At 58.0% G+C, this 14,476-nt stretch carries 17 protein-coding genes; 15 read left to right on the plus strand and 2 right to left on the minus strand.

Annotated features, from left to right (window positions below):
* Positions 1–244: 244 nt before the first annotated feature.
* The 13 genes from fliF to fliR all read left to right on the plus strand — a co-directional run bounded on the left by fliF (position 245) and on the right by fliR (position 10,660).
* Complete coding sequence (gene fliF, locus AX755_RS20955; RefSeq protein WP_062857377.1) at positions 245–1,927, plus strand: flagellar basal-body MS-ring/collar protein FliF; 1,683 nt, start codon at positions 245–247, stop codon at positions 1,925–1,927.
* Positions 1,924–2,910 carry a flagellar motor switch protein FliG gene (fliG, locus tag AX755_RS20960; RefSeq protein ID WP_013097807.1) on the plus strand — a complete coding sequence of 329 codons (987 nt, stop codon included), beginning with the start codon at positions 1,924–1,926 and terminating at the stop codon, positions 2,908–2,910. Before fliF ends, fliG begins: the two co-directional genes overlap by 4 nt.
* Positions 2,897–3,601 carry a flagellar assembly protein FliH gene (locus tag AX755_RS20965; RefSeq protein ID WP_062857378.1) on the plus strand — a complete coding sequence of 235 codons (705 nt, stop codon included), beginning with the start codon at positions 2,897–2,899 and terminating at the stop codon, positions 3,599–3,601. The genes fliG and AX755_RS20965 overlap by 14 nt, the downstream gene beginning before the upstream one ends.
* Positions 3,598–4,962, plus strand: a complete 1,365-nt coding sequence (gene fliI / locus AX755_RS20970; RefSeq protein ID WP_062857379.1) for a flagellar protein export ATPase FliI — start codon at positions 3,598–3,600, stop codon at positions 4,960–4,962. The genes AX755_RS20965 and fliI overlap by 4 nt, the downstream gene beginning before the upstream one ends.
* Before the next feature lie 12 nt (positions 4,963–4,974).
* Positions 4,975–5,424 carry a flagellar export protein FliJ gene (fliJ, locus tag AX755_RS20975; protein WP_013097804.1) on the plus strand — a complete coding sequence of 150 codons (450 nt, stop codon included), beginning with the start codon at positions 4,975–4,977 and terminating at the stop codon, positions 5,422–5,424.
* Positions 5,421–6,482: a flagellar hook-length control protein FliK gene (locus AX755_RS20980; protein WP_062857380.1), complete on the plus strand. Its 1,062-nt coding sequence runs from the start codon at positions 5,421–5,423 to the stop codon at positions 6,480–6,482. Before fliJ ends, AX755_RS20980 begins: the two co-directional genes overlap by 4 nt.
* A gap of 128 nt (positions 6,483–6,610) precedes the next feature.
* Complete coding sequence (locus AX755_RS20985; protein WP_062857381.1) at positions 6,611–7,117, plus strand: flagellar basal body-associated FliL family protein; 507 nt, start codon at positions 6,611–6,613, stop codon at positions 7,115–7,117.
* 5 nt (positions 7,118–7,122) lie between these two features.
* Positions 7,123–8,115, plus strand: a complete 993-nt coding sequence (fliM, locus tag AX755_RS20990; protein WP_048971610.1) for a flagellar motor switch protein FliM — start codon at positions 7,123–7,125, stop codon at positions 8,113–8,115.
* A 7-nt stretch (positions 8,116–8,122) separates the two neighbouring features.
* Complete coding sequence (gene fliN, locus AX755_RS20995) at positions 8,123–8,506, plus strand: flagellar motor switch protein FliN (protein ID WP_013097800.1); 384 nt, start codon at positions 8,123–8,125, stop codon at positions 8,504–8,506.
* On the plus strand, positions 8,506–8,874 hold the full coding sequence (gene fliO, locus AX755_RS21000) for a flagellar biosynthetic protein FliO (RefSeq protein ID WP_062857382.1): 369 nt from the start codon (positions 8,506–8,508) through the stop codon (positions 8,872–8,874). The genes fliN and fliO overlap by 1 nt, the downstream gene beginning before the upstream one ends.
* A gap of 29 nt (positions 8,875–8,903) precedes the next feature.
* Complete coding sequence (gene fliP, locus AX755_RS21005; protein WP_104668963.1) at positions 8,904–9,602, plus strand: flagellar type III secretion system pore protein FliP; 699 nt, start codon at positions 8,904–8,906, stop codon at positions 9,600–9,602.
* Between the two features lie 9 nt (positions 9,603–9,611).
* On the plus strand, positions 9,612–9,881 hold the full coding sequence (fliQ, locus tag AX755_RS21010; RefSeq protein WP_013097797.1) for a flagellar biosynthesis protein FliQ: 270 nt from the start codon (positions 9,612–9,614) through the stop codon (positions 9,879–9,881).
* Positions 9,881–10,660 (plus strand): flagellar biosynthetic protein FliR, encoded by a 780-nt coding sequence (gene fliR, locus AX755_RS21015; RefSeq protein ID WP_038420038.1) that lies wholly within the window; start codon positions 9,881–9,883, stop codon positions 10,658–10,660. The genes fliQ and fliR overlap by 1 nt, the downstream gene beginning before the upstream one ends.
* 3 nt (positions 10,661–10,663) lie before the next feature.
* Here fliR and AX755_RS21020 read toward each other — a convergent pair whose 3' ends face one another.
* Together AX755_RS21020 and AX755_RS21025 are read right to left on the minus strand one after the other, a co-directional pair.
* The gene (locus tag AX755_RS21020; RefSeq protein WP_062857384.1) at positions 10,664–11,188 is read right to left on the minus strand and encodes a hypothetical protein; all 525 of its coding nucleotides are present in this window, start codon (positions 11,186–11,188) and stop codon (positions 10,664–10,666) included.
* Positions 11,154–11,966: a winged helix-turn-helix domain-containing protein gene (locus AX755_RS21025; RefSeq protein ID WP_062857385.1), complete on the minus strand. Its 813-nt coding sequence runs from the start codon at positions 11,964–11,966 to the stop codon at positions 11,154–11,156. The genes AX755_RS21020 and AX755_RS21025 overlap by 35 nt, the downstream gene beginning before the upstream one ends.
* Before the next feature lie 476 nt (positions 11,967–12,442).
* On the opposite strand from AX755_RS21025, the gene AX755_RS21030 reads away from it, so the two are divergent.
* Together AX755_RS21030 and AX755_RS21035 are read left to right on the plus strand one after the other, a co-directional pair.
* A complete protein-coding gene (locus tag AX755_RS21030) occupies positions 12,443–12,913 on the plus strand; it encodes a DoxX family protein (RefSeq protein ID WP_224084962.1) in 471 nt (156 codons plus the stop codon).
* 112 nt (positions 12,914–13,025) lie between these two features.
* On the plus strand, positions 13,026–14,189 hold the full coding sequence (locus AX755_RS21035; RefSeq protein ID WP_062857387.1) for a methyl-accepting chemotaxis protein: 1,164 nt from the start codon (positions 13,026–13,028) through the stop codon (positions 14,187–14,189).
* Positions 14,190–14,476: the final 287 nt, after the last annotated feature.

Raw genomic sequence — 14,476 nt, forward strand, 5'->3', positions numbered from 1 at the left:
AGATAAAAACGGCGGTTTGTTGCATATCTTTTAAACGTTGACAGCTTAACACGCGTTTAAAAACCTCAGAAAATCCAATAAGCCGACAGAACTTTGAGCTTATTTATCCTTAAAAAAAACGCCTTTCAGACGATAATGCCCGCCTGAAAAATTCTTATATTTTTGAAATCGTCGACATCACTCTCGCGAATTTCGTGAGCTGACGCGCATCGTTGATGCGTGCTATTTCATACAGGAATACGGCATGAGTGCCACACTAAATGAGTTAACCAACAATCCGGCAGAGCGAATCAAATCGATGCTGTCCTCACTTCGCGGCAGCCCGAAGCTTTTGCTGGTGATTTGCGGCGCTGCGGCGCTTTCCGTCATCATCGCGTTAATGTTCTGGGCAAAGGAGCCGGATTACCGGGTGCTGTTCAGTAATATCAGTGATGAAGAAGGCGGCGCCATCGTGGCGCAGCTGTCGCAGCTCAATATCCCTTACCGCATCGACACGCCAGGGGGCGTGATCATGGTGCCGGCCTCACAGGTGCATGAGGTGCGCATGAAGCTGGCCCAGCAGGGGCTGCCGAAGGGTGGCGGCGTGGGCTTTGAACTGCTCGATCAGGAGAAGTTTGGCGTCAGCCAGTTCACCGAGCAGGTGAACTATCAGCGCGCCCTGGAAGGCGAGCTGGCGCGTACGATTGAAAATCTCGGGCCGATCCAGAGCGCGCGCGTACATCTGGCCACGCCAAAACCGTCGATGTTTGTCCGCGAACAGAAAAAACCGACCGCATCCGTCACCGTTAACCTGTTGCAGGGTCGTACCCTTGACGACAGCCAGGTGGTGGCGATCACCCATCTTATTTCCAGCGCAGTGACTGGCCTTGCAGCCGGGAGCGTGACCATTGTCGATCAGCGCGGCAACCTGCTGACCCAGAGCGGCCTGCGTGGTTTGCAGACGGCGCACCTGAAATACACCAGTGAAATTGAAACCGACTATCAGCAGCGCATTCAGCGTATTCTGGCCCCGCTGGTGGGGGATGAAAACATCCGCGCTCAGGTCACCGCGCAGATCGATTTCACCGAGCAGGAACAAACTCAGGAGCAGTATCAGCCGAACAGCGACCCTGAAAAAATGGCGATCCGCAGCCGTCAGGCCAGCCTCTCCGAGCAGGGGAATAGCCGTGGCGCGAGTGGCGTGCCGGGGGCGTTGAGCAATACGCCACCGGCACCGGCCACCGCACCGCTGACCCAGCCCCTCAATACCCCGGCGGATGACAAAAAAGAGAAAACCACCGGTAACAGCGCGAACCGTGAGCCAGCACAGCCGTACAACAACCGCAGCGACGAAACCACCAACTTTGAGGTCGATCGCACTTTAATCCACACCAAATCCAGTGCCGGGCGTATCCAGCGCCTGTCGGTCGCGGTGGTCATCAACCATCTGCCGCAGGGGGAAGAGGGCAAGCCGGGGCCGATTAGCGAGGCTGAACTGACCCGCATTAACGCGCTGGTGAAAGAGGCGATTGGCTATAACGCGGCGCGCGGTGACAGCGTCAATATTCTCAACTCCGCCTTTAACGGCGTGGTGGAAGAGCCGGTGCCGCCGTTCTGGGAACAGGATCGTTTCTACGCGCTGTTGATGGCTATCGCCCGCTATCTGGTCATCGCCATTATCGCCTGGGTCATGTGGCGCAAGCTGGTACAGCCTGCCTGGATCCGTCACCAGGAGACCACCCTGCGCCGTCTGGAGATGGAAAAAGAGGCGCGGGAGGAAGAGATTGCCGCGAAAAAACGTGCAGCGGAGAAAATCAACCGCGACCGTGCCCAGCAGCGCGTGGATACGGAACTCAATGGTCAACAGCTGCGTGAGCTGGCAGAGCAGGAGCCGCGCGTTATTGCCCTGGTGATCCGCCAGTGGATGAGTAAGGAGCCGAAACAATGAATGCCTCAGAAAAAAGCGCCATCGTCATGCTGACGCTGGGAGATGTCCTGGCTGCGGAGGTGTTCAAGCACCTCAACGCCCACGAGGTGAAGCAGATCAGTGCCTCAATGGTCAACATGGCGGGCTTTACCCACGATCAGATGGCCATGGTGCTGGAGGAGTTTAAGAAAGACTCCAGCGAATATGCGGCGCTCAGCCTCAACACCAACGATTATCTGCGCAGCGTGCTGGTCAAGGCGCTGGGCGAAGAGCGTGCCTCCTCGCTGCTGGAAGATCTGCTGGATACCCACCAGGGCACCAACGGCATCGAAACGCTCAACTTTATGGATCCGCAGGCGGTGTTCGACCTTATCCGCGAAGAGCACCCGCAGATCATCGCCACCATTCTGGTTCACCTCAAACGTAACCAGGCGGCGGACGTGCTGGGCAAATTCGACGAGCGCGAACGTAACGACATCATGCTGCGTATCGCCACCTTCGGCGGCGTACAGCCGGCCGCGCTGCAGGAGTTGACGGAAGTCCTCAACAACCTGCTGCACGGTCAGAACCTCAAGCGCAGCAAGATGGGCGGTGTCCGTCCGGCGGCGGAGATCCTTAACCTGATGAAATCGCACCAGGAAGAGGCGGCCATTGAGGCGGTACGTGAGTTCGACGGCGAGCTGGCGCAAAAAATTATCGACGAGATGTTCCTGTTCGAAAACCTGGTGGAGGTGGAAGACCGCAGCATCCAGCGCCTGCTGCAGGAGATCGAGAGCGAAACGCTGATCATCGCCCTGAAAGGGGCCGACGAGCCGCTGCGCATGAAGTTCTTCCGCAATATGTCGCGCCGTCAGGCCGAGCTGATGACCGACGATCTGGCCTCCCGTGGCCCGGTGCGTCTGTCCCAGGTGGAAGCCGAACAGAAGACCATCCTCAACGTGGTGCGTCGTCTGGCCGAGGCTGGCGAGATCCTGATTGGAGGCAGCGACGATGCCTACGTTTGATGAACATAACGCCACCGGGTGGCGCGCCTGGCAGCCTGAAAACCTGCTGGGAGAGCCGCAGGATACCCCGCTGCCGACGATGGATAACACCCAGTCTGAGGCGCAGCTGAAAGCCGAACTGGCGCGTCTGCGCAAGCAGGCGGAGCAGCAGGGGTTTGCCCAGGGGCAGCAGCAGGGCCAGGAAGAGGGCCGCAAACAGGGCTATGAGGCCGGGCTGAAAGAGGGCCGCGACGCCGGGTATGCCCAGGGCGTGGAGCAGGCACGCGTGGAGCAGCAGGCGCTGCTGCGCGAGGCAGAAACCTGGGTCAGCAACTTTAAGCTGGCGCTGGAAAACCTCGAAGGGCTGATCCCGGCGCGTCTGGTGCAGCTGTCCCTGACGGCGGTGCAGCAACTCTACGGTACGTCTCGTGTGGCAGATAACCATGCTCTGGTCACGCAGATCCGCAGCCTGATGCAGCAGGACGCGCTGCTGCACGGCACCATTCAGCTGTATGTCAGCCCGGAGGCGTTTGCGGCAGTGCAGGCGGCGCTGGGTGAAACGCTTGCCGCAATGGGCTGGGAGCTGCACCGTGATGCCAGCCTGGCCGCCGGGGGATGCCGGGTGGTCTCCCCGGATGTGGAAGTGGACGCCAGCATGGAAACCCGCTGGCAGGCGCTGTGTCAGCTGGCGCGCGAGGAGCTCTCGCAATGAGCCAGCAGCTAAAAAAGTGGCTCTCCGCCCTTGACCGGGTGGAGGAAAAACTCACCCAGGTGCCCGATTTTCGCCAGTACGGCAAACTGACGCGCGCCACCGGGCTGGTAATGGAGGCCGTGGGGTTGAAGCTGCCCATTGGTGCGCTGTGCATCGTTGAGCGTCAGACGGAGCAGGGCATTATCCCGGTTGAGAGCGAAGTGGTGGGCTTTAACGGCCAGACGCTGTTCCTGATGCCGCTGGAGCATGTCGACGGCATCCTGCCCGGGGCGCGCATTTATGCCCTGCAAAGCGACAGCCACGCCGGTAAACAACTGCCCGTGGGGCCGCATCTGTTGGGCCGCGTGCTGGATGCGCAGGGTCGACCGCTGGATGGCCGCCCCGCGCCGGGGAAACCGGCGGCGGGGCTCTTTACCCCAACGCTCAATCCCCTGCACCGCGATCCGATCAAAAACGTGCTCGACGTTGGCGTACGCGCCATCAATGGCCTGCTGACGGTGGGCCGTGGTCAGCGTATGGGCCTGTTCGCCGGTTCCGGCGTCGGTAAAAGCGTGCTGCTCGGCATGATGGCCCGCTTTACCACCGCGGACGTCATCGTGGTGGGGCTGATCGGCGAGCGTGGCCGCGAGGTGAAAGATTTTATCGAGAATATCCTCGGCGAGCAGGGGCTGGCGCGTGCGGTGGTGGTTGCCGCCCCGGCTGATGTTTCGCCGATTTTGCGTATGCAGGGTGCCGTTTACGCCACGCGCATCGCGGAAGATTTCCGTGAACGCGGTCTTAATGTGCTGCTGATCATGGACTCCCTGACCCGCTACGCCATGGCGCAGCGTGAAGTGGCTCTGGCGATTGGTGAACCGCCCGCGACCAAAGGCTATCCGCCGTCGGTCTTTGCCCGTCTGCCCGCGCTGGTCGAACGGACCGGTAACGGCGTGAAAGGGGGCGGCTCAATCACCGCGTTTTATACGGTGCTGACGGAGGGGGATGACCAGCAGGATCCGATTGCCGACTCCGCGCGCGCAATCCTCGACGGCCACATCGTGCTGTCGCGTCGTCTTGCCGAGGCGGGGCACTATCCGGCGATTGATATTGAAGCCTCGATCAGCCGTGCCATGACCGAGCTTATCCCCCATGCCCAGTACCGCAAGGTGCAACGCTTTAAACAGTTGCTATCCGCGTATCAGCGCAACCGCGACCTGGTGAGCGTGGGGGCGTACGTCAAAGGGAGCGATGCGATGCTGGATCAGGCTATCGACAAATATCCGTCCCTGGAGGCGTTCCTCCATCAGGCGATCCACGAGCGCAGCGGCTATGACGACGCCATTCGCGCCCTGTCCGGGCTTTTCCCGGATATTAAAGACTAAGCCGGAGGTGTGATGAAAGCACATAACCCCATGGTTCTGCTGCGCGACAAGGCGCAGGAGACGCTAACGCAGACCACACGCGCGCTGGGCGGTGCGCAGCAGCAGCTCCAGCAGGCGATGACTCAGCACGAACAGCTTCAGCACTATGAGCAGGAGTACCAGCAGTCCCTGCGTCAGGGGATGATGGGCGGCGGTATGTCGGTGGCGGATCTGGTGAATCACCAGTCGTTTATTTTGTCGCTGAAGCAGGTTGTAAAGCAGCAGGCAGGCCACGTGAACGCCTGCGAAAAAGCGGTAGACGAGGTGAAAAAGAACTGGGTGCAAAACAAGCAGCGCCTGAACGCGTTTGAAACGCTGATTGAACGCCGGGCGACGGCGCAGGCGTTAGTTCAGAGCCGACATGAACAAAAGCTGATGGATGAATTTGCTCAGCGTGCCGGACAAAAGAGAGAAAGGCTATGAACATTGATATTGCCGCCCTGTTACTGGGTGGGGGAGCGCAGGGCAAACCGAAGGGCGGTTTACTGGCTGACGACGGCTTTAGCCTGCAACTGGATGACAAGCTGGCAGAACTGGTGCAGCTTTTCCCGGGGCTCGACCCGCAGGCGCTGGCAGCCATGCCGGAAGCCGCGCTGGCGGGGTTGTCCGCAGATTTACTGCCGCAACAGCTTGCCGACGACGCGCCGGTAACGGATGCCGACGGTCTGCTGCTCGCCGCGCCACCGGGGCTGGCAGAGGTCCTGAACGGGGTTTCGCTCACCAACGGTGAGGGTGAAGAGAGCCCGCAGTGGCAGCTGCAACAGCTGGTGACCCGCAGCGTCACGGGGACAGAAACGGTCAACCCCGCGAAGGGCGTAGCAAACGGGAAGGCTCCTGAGCCTGAGGGCAAAACTGTTTCTGTGCTCATGACCGCTGCCGATAAAACCCCTGCGGCCAATGCCACGCCGCTGACGGCGCAGTCTGCACCGCTCACCAGTGAGACGATGGTCACGCCAGAGATGCCTGCGGCCACATCGGCGAATGCCGTGGCGCTGCCTGCCGCCGTACGCACCAGCGTCGCGCACGCCCCACAGCAGGTAGTCACCGTCAACCATCCGCCGGAAACGCCGGAGTGGAAGCAGTCGGTCAGCCAGCATATCGCCATCTTTAGCCGTAACGGGCTTCACAGCGCGGAGATCCGCCTGCACCCGGAAGATCTGGGGTCGCTGCAGATTTCCCTGCGCGTGCAGCAGGATCAGGCGCAGATCCATATCGTCAGCGAGCATGCCCACATTCGTCACGCCATGGAGCAGGCCATGCCGCAGCTGCGTGCCGCGATGGCGGAGTCGGGTATTCAGCTTGGCCAGGCCAACGTGAGCGCGGAAGGACAGCAGTTTGCCGCCGGTGAGCAGGGCCAAAACGCATCGGGTGACGAGCACGGTGCACAGGAAGGGGAAGAGCAGTCGCTTGAAGAGGAGATCGTGCCGACTCTATTAACCACCACCCCCGGAAATATATACGGAATAAATACCTTTGCCTGAAGTGTTGAATTAGCTTCAGGAATGAAATTTTATCACCTGATTATCAGGGTGATGATATGGACTACAATGTCCGCCATATTGACCCGAGGGTAATACGCTGCCCTCTCTTATTTTCAGGTGTACGTTCAATGAGTAATAAAAATAAAAAGGTCGCCAGCGGCGGAGGCTCTCGCTCGCTTCTGATGACGTTCATGTTTTTGACTGCCGTTGCGGCGTGCGGCGTTTCCGGCTACCTGTTCTGGGAAATGAAATTTGCGAAACCGGCAGCAGAGGTTGCCCAAGGGGAAGTGGAAACAGCACCGGCACCCGCGCAGGTAGAGCCGCTGTACGCCTCAATGAATACCTTTACCGTGAGCCTGAAGCCCACGGCGAACGAATCGGATCGGGTATTGTACCTGGGCTTGTCCATTCGCGTGGCAGAACAAAAATCGCTGGCGGTGCTGGAAAAATATTTGCCGGAATATCGCAGCCGCTTATTTATGTTGTTAACCCATCAGACTTATGAAGATTTAGCCACCGATGAAGGTAAACGCCGTCTGATGACCAATATTAAGAGTGAGCTGGATAAACCGCTGGCATTTAACCAGTCCATTCGCGTCACCGACGTGCTTATTAACGAATTTATTCTGCGGTAATTATTATGGCTGACAGCTTTTTATCTCAGGATGAGATCGACCGTTTGCTAAACGCCGATGCGGAAAGCAACAGTGAACATCATAAAAACGGCGCCGACGCGGGGATTAAACCTTACGATCCGCACACCCAGCGCCGGGTTATTCGCGAGCGTCTGCATTCGCTGGAAATTATTAACGAGCGCTTTGCCCGTCAGTTCCGTATGGGGTTGTTTAACCTGCTGCGCCGTAGCCCGGACATTACCGCGGGGAACATTAAGATCCAGCCGTATCACGAGTTTGCCCGCAACCTGCCGGTGCCGACAAACCTGAACCTGCTGCACCTTAACCCGCTGCGCGGCACCTCGCTGATGGCGTTCTCGCCGGGGCTGGTGTTTATGGCCGTGGATAACCTGTTTGGCGGCGACGGTCGTTTCCCGACCAAGGCCGACGGGCGCGAGTTTACGCCAACCGAGCAGCGCGTGATCCACCGCATGCTGTCGATGGCGCGCGAGGCCTACGAATTTGCCTGGAGCTCAATCTATAAAATCAAAACGGAGTATATCCGTTCCGAAATCCAGGTGAAGTTCACCAATATCACCTCATCGCCGAATGACGTGGTGGTCACTACGCCGTTTTCGGTGGAGATCGGCTCGCATCGCGGGGAGTTCAATATCTGTATTCCCTTCAGCACCATCGAGCCGCTGCGCGAGCTGCTGAGTAACCCGCCAATGGACAACTCCCGGCACGAGGACTCCCACTGGCGCGGCCTGCTGGCCAGCCAGATGCGGGAAACGGAGCTGGAGCTTACGGCGCGTTTCGCGGACATCGGCACCCGGCTCTCCCGCGTGATGCAGATGAAAAAAGGCGACATTATCGCGCTGGATAAGCAGGAGTTTATCGAAGCCAGCGTCGGCGGTGTGCCGGTCTTCACGGCCCGCTACGGCGCTGTTAACAATCAATATGCCCTGAAGGTCGAGCAGATGATTCAGCCTTCATTACTTTCATTAAACAAGGAGTAATTTCCCCATGAGCGATATGAACACCTCATCGGGTACTGACGATCAGTCCATCGATAATCTTTGGGGTGAGGCCATGACCGAACAGCACGCGGCGGGAATTACCGACACCATGGCTGCACCGCAATTTTCTGACGAGATGAACCTGATCCTGGATATCCCGGTAAAAATGACCGTGGAGCTGGGACGCACCAAAATGACCATTAAAGAGCTGCTGCGCTTAAGCCAGGGCTCGGTGGTCTCGCTGGATGGTCTGGCGGGGGAACCGCTGGATATTCTGATCAACGGTTACCTGATTGCGCAGGGTGAAGTGGTGGTGGTCTCCGATAAGTTCGGTATCCGCATCACGGATATCATCACCCCGTCCGAGCGCATGCACCGTCTGAGCCGCTAATGAACGCCACTGACTCCCTTCCGGCCACTGGCTCGGTGCTGATGACGGTCAGCGGCGCGCTGGCGTTGATTATCCTGCTGATAGTGGTGATGGCCTGGGCCGCCCGCCGCAGCGGACTGGCGCGTCGGCTCAACAACGCCCAGGGCAACATGACCCTGGTGGCGAACCAGTCGCTGGGGCCGCGTGAGCGCCTGGTGCTGGTTGACGTGGGTGAACAGCGTCTGGTGCTGGGCGTCACCGCCTCGCAGATTACCTGCCTCGCCACGCAGGCGCGCCCGGAAAACGCCCCACAGGCCTCCGCGCCCGCGACGTTCCCGCTGATGCTGGAAAAGCTGCGTCAGAAATACCGTCCGGGAGGTGAGCAGTGAAACCTCGTCTGCTGCTGGCGCTCGGCCTGATGTTACCCGCCGCCGGTGCGCTGGCGGCCAACGGTGACATCACCCTCGGCCAGCCTTCCGGGGAAGGGGGCTGGACGCTGCCGGTACAAACCCTGCTGCTGCTGAGCGGCTTTACCTTCATCCCCGCCGTACTGCTGATGATGACCGGGTTTACCCGCATCATCATTGTGCTGGGGTTAATGCGTAACGCGCTGGGCACGCCTACCGCGCCGCCAAACCAGGTGCTGGTGGGGCTGTCGCTGTTTTTGACCTTTTTCGTTATGTCGCCGGTGTTCAGCCAGATCTACGAAAAAGCCTGGCAACCGCTGCAGGAAAACAAAATCACCATGGAGGTGGCCCTGACGGAAGGAGTGAAACCGCTGCGCGCGTTTATGCTCGACCAGACCCGTGAAAGCGATCTGGCGATGTTTGCCCGTATCGCCAAAACCCCGGATATCGCCACGCCGGAAGAGGTACCGCTCAGCATTCTGGTGCCGGCATTTATCACCAGCGAGCTGAAAACCGCCTTCCAGATTGGCTTCACCATCTTTATTCCGTTTCTGATTATCGACCTGGTGGTCGCCAGTATCCTGATGGCGCTGGGGATGATGATGGTCCCGCCGACCACCATTGCCCTGCCGTTCAAGCTGATGCTGTTTGTGCTGGTCGACGGCTGGCAGCTGCTGGTGGGTTCGCTGGCGCAGAGCTTTTACAGTTAGGAGAGCCCCATGACCCCGGAAAGCGTAATGGTGATTGGCATGCAGGCGATCAAGGTGGGACTGATGGTATCAGCCCCGCTGCTGGTGGCCGCGCTGGTCACCGGTCTTATCATCAGCATTTTGCAGGCCGCCACCCAGGTCAACGAAATGACCATGACCTTCATCCCGAAAATCCTGATGATTGTCGGCGTCGCGGTGGCGCTTGGCCCGTGGATGATGAAAATCTTTATTGAATACACCCGCGCGGTGTTCGCCAGCATTCCGTTCGTGATCGGCTGATGGCCTTCGGACTTCCTCTCGACCAGCTCTACGGGCTGGTCAGCCACTATTTTTTCATTATGGTGCGCATTGCCGCGCTGCTGCACGTTGCCCCGGTGTTTGGTGAGAAGGCGGTCAGTGCCAGGCTGCGTGCCGGTCTGGCGCTGTTGATCGCCATTTTGATTGGCGGCACGCTGCCCGATGCGCAGGTGGGCCTTTACGCCTGGGAAGGGGTCTGGGTGCTGGCAAAACAGGTGATTATCGGTGCGGCGATGGGGCTGACGCTGCAATTGCTGTTTGCCGCCGTGCGCATGGCCGGGGAGATCATCGGTATGCAGATGGGGCTGTCGTTCGCCACCTTCTTTGACCCGGGTGCCGGGAACAGCCCGGTGATCTCACGCTTTCTCAACCTGCTGGTGACGCTGCTGTTTCTCGCTTTTAACGGTCATCTCTGGTTGCTGGCGCTGCTGGCGGACACCTTCCAGACGCTGCCGATAGACGCCACGCCGCTGCACGCGGGCGGGTTTATGTACCTGGTCACCCATGCGGGGATGATCTTCAGCCAGGGGCTGATGCTGGGGCTGCCCGTCATTGCGCTGCTGCTGTGCATCAACTTTATCCTCGGGTTGTTAAACCGCCTGACGCCGCAGCTCTCTATCTTTGTGATTGGCTTCCCGCTGACGCTCACCTTCGGCATGCTGGCGCTGTTTCTGATTGCCGAAACGCTGGCCCCATTCTTTGAGCGCCTGATGGCTACCGGGTTTGATATCCTTGCCGGGCTGATTCAGGCGCTGGTATAACCCTTAGTTCATGCAGGCGATGCGGGCGACGGTTTCTGTACCGGAGGCGAGCACTTTGTCATCCAGCAGGTAGGCGGTGCTGGTGGCGACTTCACCCGGTTTAATCTGTGGGAAAATATAATCCGTCACGTCTTGATCCGGGGCCTGGCCGCCAAGTTTGCGGTGTTGGCTGGTGACAGTCAGATGGATCCGTTTGCCCGACAGTTCAACATCGTAACGCACTTCACGGTTCACCGCTTTGGGCAGTCCGTCGCGCTTGCCGTCTTTGAAGTGGCTGATAGTGCCGATATAGGTGGTATGCCCGCTAAACAGACCGTCGCGGTAGGAGCGGTAGATACCGCGTGCCAGCGTCGCGTTGTTGTCGTCCTCAATCACGTAGTAGGAGGTGGGGGCGATACACTGCGATGCGTACGGCGAGGTCTGAAATCCGTACAGCGCCATACCGCCCAGCCCGACGACCATCCCGCCCAGAAACAGCAGCGCGAGCGGGGATTTAATAAAGGCGAAAATAGAACGATTCGCAGTCATTCCCTGAATCCTTAAAGGGTTGTTGGCAGGCAATAAGCCCCTGGAACTGGCTCATTTTTTCAGAGCCGGTGGTGACGTAAAGCACGGCGGCCGGTTTTTCGTTGGGGCGGCGGTCCAGCACGTGACGGGAATAGGTTTGCAGCGTGGATTCAATCAGCGCTTGCTGCGACTGTTTATCCTCCTGAACCATCACCATTGAGCCCGGCGGCACGCCAGGGCCATTCCAGCGCACAAAGTGAACCGGCTGCGGGCTAAAGTCGACAATGCCGCGCAGGAGGAGCGCAATCACCAGCCCGACGAGCACGCCGCTAAGCGTGACGCAGAGCTTTTGCTTAAGCGTGTTGCCCCCACGGGCAGGCGCGTGGGTGACCACCGGCTGTGCTTCTGCTGTGTCTGCCTGTACCGGTTCATCCTGCAGGGGCAGGGGTTCCGCTTGTGGCAGTTCGCTGTTTGCCTCCCGCACCAGCAGGCGGTAGCCGCTGCGCGTCACGGCGATGAGCGTGATCGCTTCCTGCAGGTTCAGTTGAGTAAACGCGCGGCGCAGTTTGGTGATCATCACCCGCACGCTGTTGTCCGTGACTTCTACCCCGGCGCTACGCCAGCCGATCTCCATCAGCTGTTCCTGGGAAAGTACCTCGCCCTGCGCCTCGGCCAGTGCGGCGAGACACAGGCACGCGCTTTGAGGAAGGGTAACGGTCTGTTGCGTATCCGTACGGGTAAGCATGCGGGTCTGCAAATCCAGCGTGACGGACGTTCCAATCGCGATATGGTTTAGCATAGTTATTTGATTCTTCTGGTGTATTGGGTATCGCTTCTGGTTACTGTAATTAATAGTAATGAATGCCCCTTATTGCTAGCCGAAGGCCAGAGCGACATGCTTTTTATGTCTTACGTCATATTTTTGCAACCACTACGTAATAACAGCCTTAATGTTTTTAAGGTTATTAAATAGGGGGATATTAACCGCATTAAAAGTAATGCCTTGGGTGGTTTTACTTTAATTATATTAAAACCAGATACTTGCGGAATTGATGTCGCGGATGGGTCATCTGTCGCAGTGATAATGAGACGCTGTTATTATTTCGAATTAACAATTTTTAATCTGTATATAATTATTAATTGTGTCGGGAAGGGAACGGGAGCGGTTGCTAATGAGGTCTGCGAATTTATACTGCGCAAAGACAGATTATTGAATTTATTACACAGTATGAATTTTCTTTACAAGGATGGATGATGTTCTCTCTGAAAAGTTTTATGCAAACGTCCGCGCTGCCAGCGATGTTTCCCGTATTTATTTGCCGTCTGGTGGTGGGGGTATTTTTCTTTACCGCCGGGTTTAATAAATTATTTGTGACGGAAAACCAGCTGCTGATGGTCGATACGATGCACGATGCGGGGATCCCGTTTCCGGCCGTGATGGCGATCGTTGTCGCTTTCCTGGAGTGCAGCATGGGGCTGCTGTTGACGCTGGGGCTATTCAGCCGTTTTAGCGCGCTGGTACTGATAATTATTAGTACCGTAGCGCTGGCCACCATTGGCATCTATACCATTCCACGCGGGCTTAATCTGATTGCATGGCTGAGCTGGCTTTTTTATCTGCCTGAAACGCTGTATATCGTGCTCTGCCTGTTCCCGTTGACCTGGGGCGGCACGCTTTGCAGTCTTGACGGCTGGCTGGTCAAACGCTGGGATAACGTGCGCAAAATTGTTTTTGTGGAGGGGTAACACAAGTGTGCGGTTATCAACGGTTTGAAGAGCATATTTACTGACGCCTGCATAATAAAATAGCCCTGTAGAGGTAGCGTTGTGCTGCCGTTAAAAGAACAGGGCTGTTGTCATGGTTTTTATCGTTATTTTAGTTGTTATTTTTATTACTCTGGTGATTCTGGTGCAGGCTGGGGTTATGCCCTGGTTTATTCGTACCGAGGGACAGCGTCTGCGCACGCAGGTTGATGCCCTGGCCACCCAGTTACGTGAGCAACTCGACAGGGTTGAAGCGCAGCAGCGTTCAATGACCGAAAGTGTGGTCACCCTGAAAAGCTTTGCGCTGGACAAAGGAGCCCCAGGCGATACCGATATCGCCGAAGAAACGGGTACCAGCCGTCAATTCTTCAATTCACTGGTCAAAGAGATCGGCGAGCGTCTTGGCGGTCGCGCCTGGATGGTGGATGACACCGGGCGCATCATCGGTGATGCCGCCGGTGCGCCGACGGTGCAATCTCTCAACGATGCCAGCCTGCCGATGGCGGTTCCGCTGCGTGGGCTGCTGGCCCAGCCGGGCGAAGGGTTACGGCATACCCGTTTTCGCAGCGCCAGCGGTGAACATACGCTGGTGGTAACGCCCATCGCTGAGACACCGTGGCTGCTGGCCATTGATGTTCCCACCCGTAGGCTGGGCGAACGCCCGGGCATACTCCTGCATAAACCGTGGCCGCTGGCGGCTTTGCTGCTGGTCTCCACGTTGACTCTTCTGCGCAGCGTTAACCTGCACCTTTCCCGCCTTAACGAAGAACTTCCGTCACAGCTGAAAACCGAGCAGGGTGCGCACTTGCCGCCGCTGATGCAGGAGATTGGCGAACAGGTGAGGGTGATTGCGCAGGCAGCCAGCACGATTGCTGAGGAAAACGAGCGTCTGCTGCGGGTACCTGAAGCGAACGGTAATCTCCTGGCCATGCTGAGCGAAAGCACCTCCGGCGTGGTTCAGGGGATGAATGCCCTGCATGACGCCGCGCTGCAAATTGCCGACAGTAGCGGCGCGCTGGTGCAACTGGCTAGCCGTGCTTACAGCTATTCGCTGCATAACGAAGAGGGTGTTTTTGCCGTCGAGTCACGCAACCTGGCCAGCCGCTGTGCGCGTTCGTCGAAAGAACTCCGGGCGCTGGTTGACGACGCGATGATGCAGGCGCAAAGCGGGGCACCGTCGGTGACGCAGAATAACAGCGTGTTGATAGAAGAGGTTTATACGGTGGCGAATACCCTGCTTCAGCGCACAGGCAGCTAGCCGGGTGACGCTGCGCTTACCCAGCCTACTTTCGGAGATTTTGTAGGCCGGGTAAGGCGTAGCCGACACCCGGCACAAATCTGGAAGCCGCCTCGCAATCCCATAAGTAACTCTCTGTAATACGTGATTTATCCTGTTATTCGTTTCTATCCCAACGTAAAGTGCCCACGTTGCGGCAATATCCGCAGCCGGGCGTGAGAACCTGAAAATACAAGGCGATACATTTTTGTATCGTACCTGCCCACACGTCGTTACAATCATGGCGGCGCTGGCGGAGCAACCATTGG

It is taken from the genome of Enterobacter sp. SENG-6 (genome assembly GCF_001605945.1).
GTDB lineage: Bacteria > Pseudomonadota > Gammaproteobacteria > Enterobacterales > Enterobacteriaceae > Enterobacter > Enterobacter cloacae.

Bases quoted from the DNA above. Each gene is read 5' to 3' on its own strand.
- fliG (WP_013097807.1), top strand. From the start codon at position 1,924: ATGAATGCCTCAGAAAAAAGCGCCATCGTCATGCTGACGCTGGGAGAT.
- fliI (WP_062857379.1), top strand. From the start codon at position 3,598: ATGAGCCAGCAGCTAAAAAAGTGGCTCTCCGCCCTTGACCGGGTGGAG.
- fliF (WP_062857377.1), top strand. From the start codon at position 245: ATGAGTGCCACACTAAATGAGTTAACCAACAATCCGGCAGAGCGAATC.
- fliN (WP_013097800.1), top strand. From the start codon at position 8,123: ATGAGCGATATGAACACCTCATCGGGTACTGACGATCAGTCCATCGAT.
- AX755_RS20985 (WP_062857381.1), top strand. From the start codon at position 6,611: ATGAGTAATAAAAATAAAAAGGTCGCCAGCGGCGGAGGCTCTCGCTCG.
- AX755_RS21030 (WP_224084962.1), top strand. From the start codon at position 12,443: ATGCAAACGTCCGCGCTGCCAGCGATGTTTCCCGTATTTATTTGCCGT.
- AX755_RS20965 (WP_062857378.1), top strand. From the start codon at position 2,897: ATGCCTACGTTTGATGAACATAACGCCACCGGGTGGCGCGCCTGGCAG.
- fliO (WP_062857382.1), top strand. From the start codon at position 8,506: ATGAACGCCACTGACTCCCTTCCGGCCACTGGCTCGGTGCTGATGACG.
- fliR (WP_038420038.1), top strand. From the start codon at position 9,881: ATGGCCTTCGGACTTCCTCTCGACCAGCTCTACGGGCTGGTCAGCCAC.
- AX755_RS21025 (WP_062857385.1), bottom strand. From the start codon at position 11,966: ATGCTAAACCATATCGCGATTGGAACGTCCGTCACGCTGGATTTGCAG.
- fliM (WP_048971610.1), top strand. From the start codon at position 7,123: ATGGCTGACAGCTTTTTATCTCAGGATGAGATCGACCGTTTGCTAAAC.
- fliP (WP_104668963.1), top strand. From the start codon at position 8,904: ATGTTACCCGCCGCCGGTGCGCTGGCGGCCAACGGTGACATCACCCTC.
- AX755_RS21035 (WP_062857387.1), top strand. From the start codon at position 13,026: ATGGTTTTTATCGTTATTTTAGTTGTTATTTTTATTACTCTGGTGATT.
- fliQ (WP_013097797.1), top strand. From the start codon at position 9,612: ATGACCCCGGAAAGCGTAATGGTGATTGGCATGCAGGCGATCAAGGTG.
- fliJ (WP_013097804.1), top strand. From the start codon at position 4,975: ATGAAAGCACATAACCCCATGGTTCTGCTGCGCGACAAGGCGCAGGAG.
- AX755_RS20980 (WP_062857380.1), top strand. From the start codon at position 5,421: ATGAACATTGATATTGCCGCCCTGTTACTGGGTGGGGGAGCGCAGGGC.
- AX755_RS21020 (WP_062857384.1), bottom strand. From the start codon at position 11,188: ATGACTGCGAATCGTTCTATTTTCGCCTTTATTAAATCCCCGCTCGCG.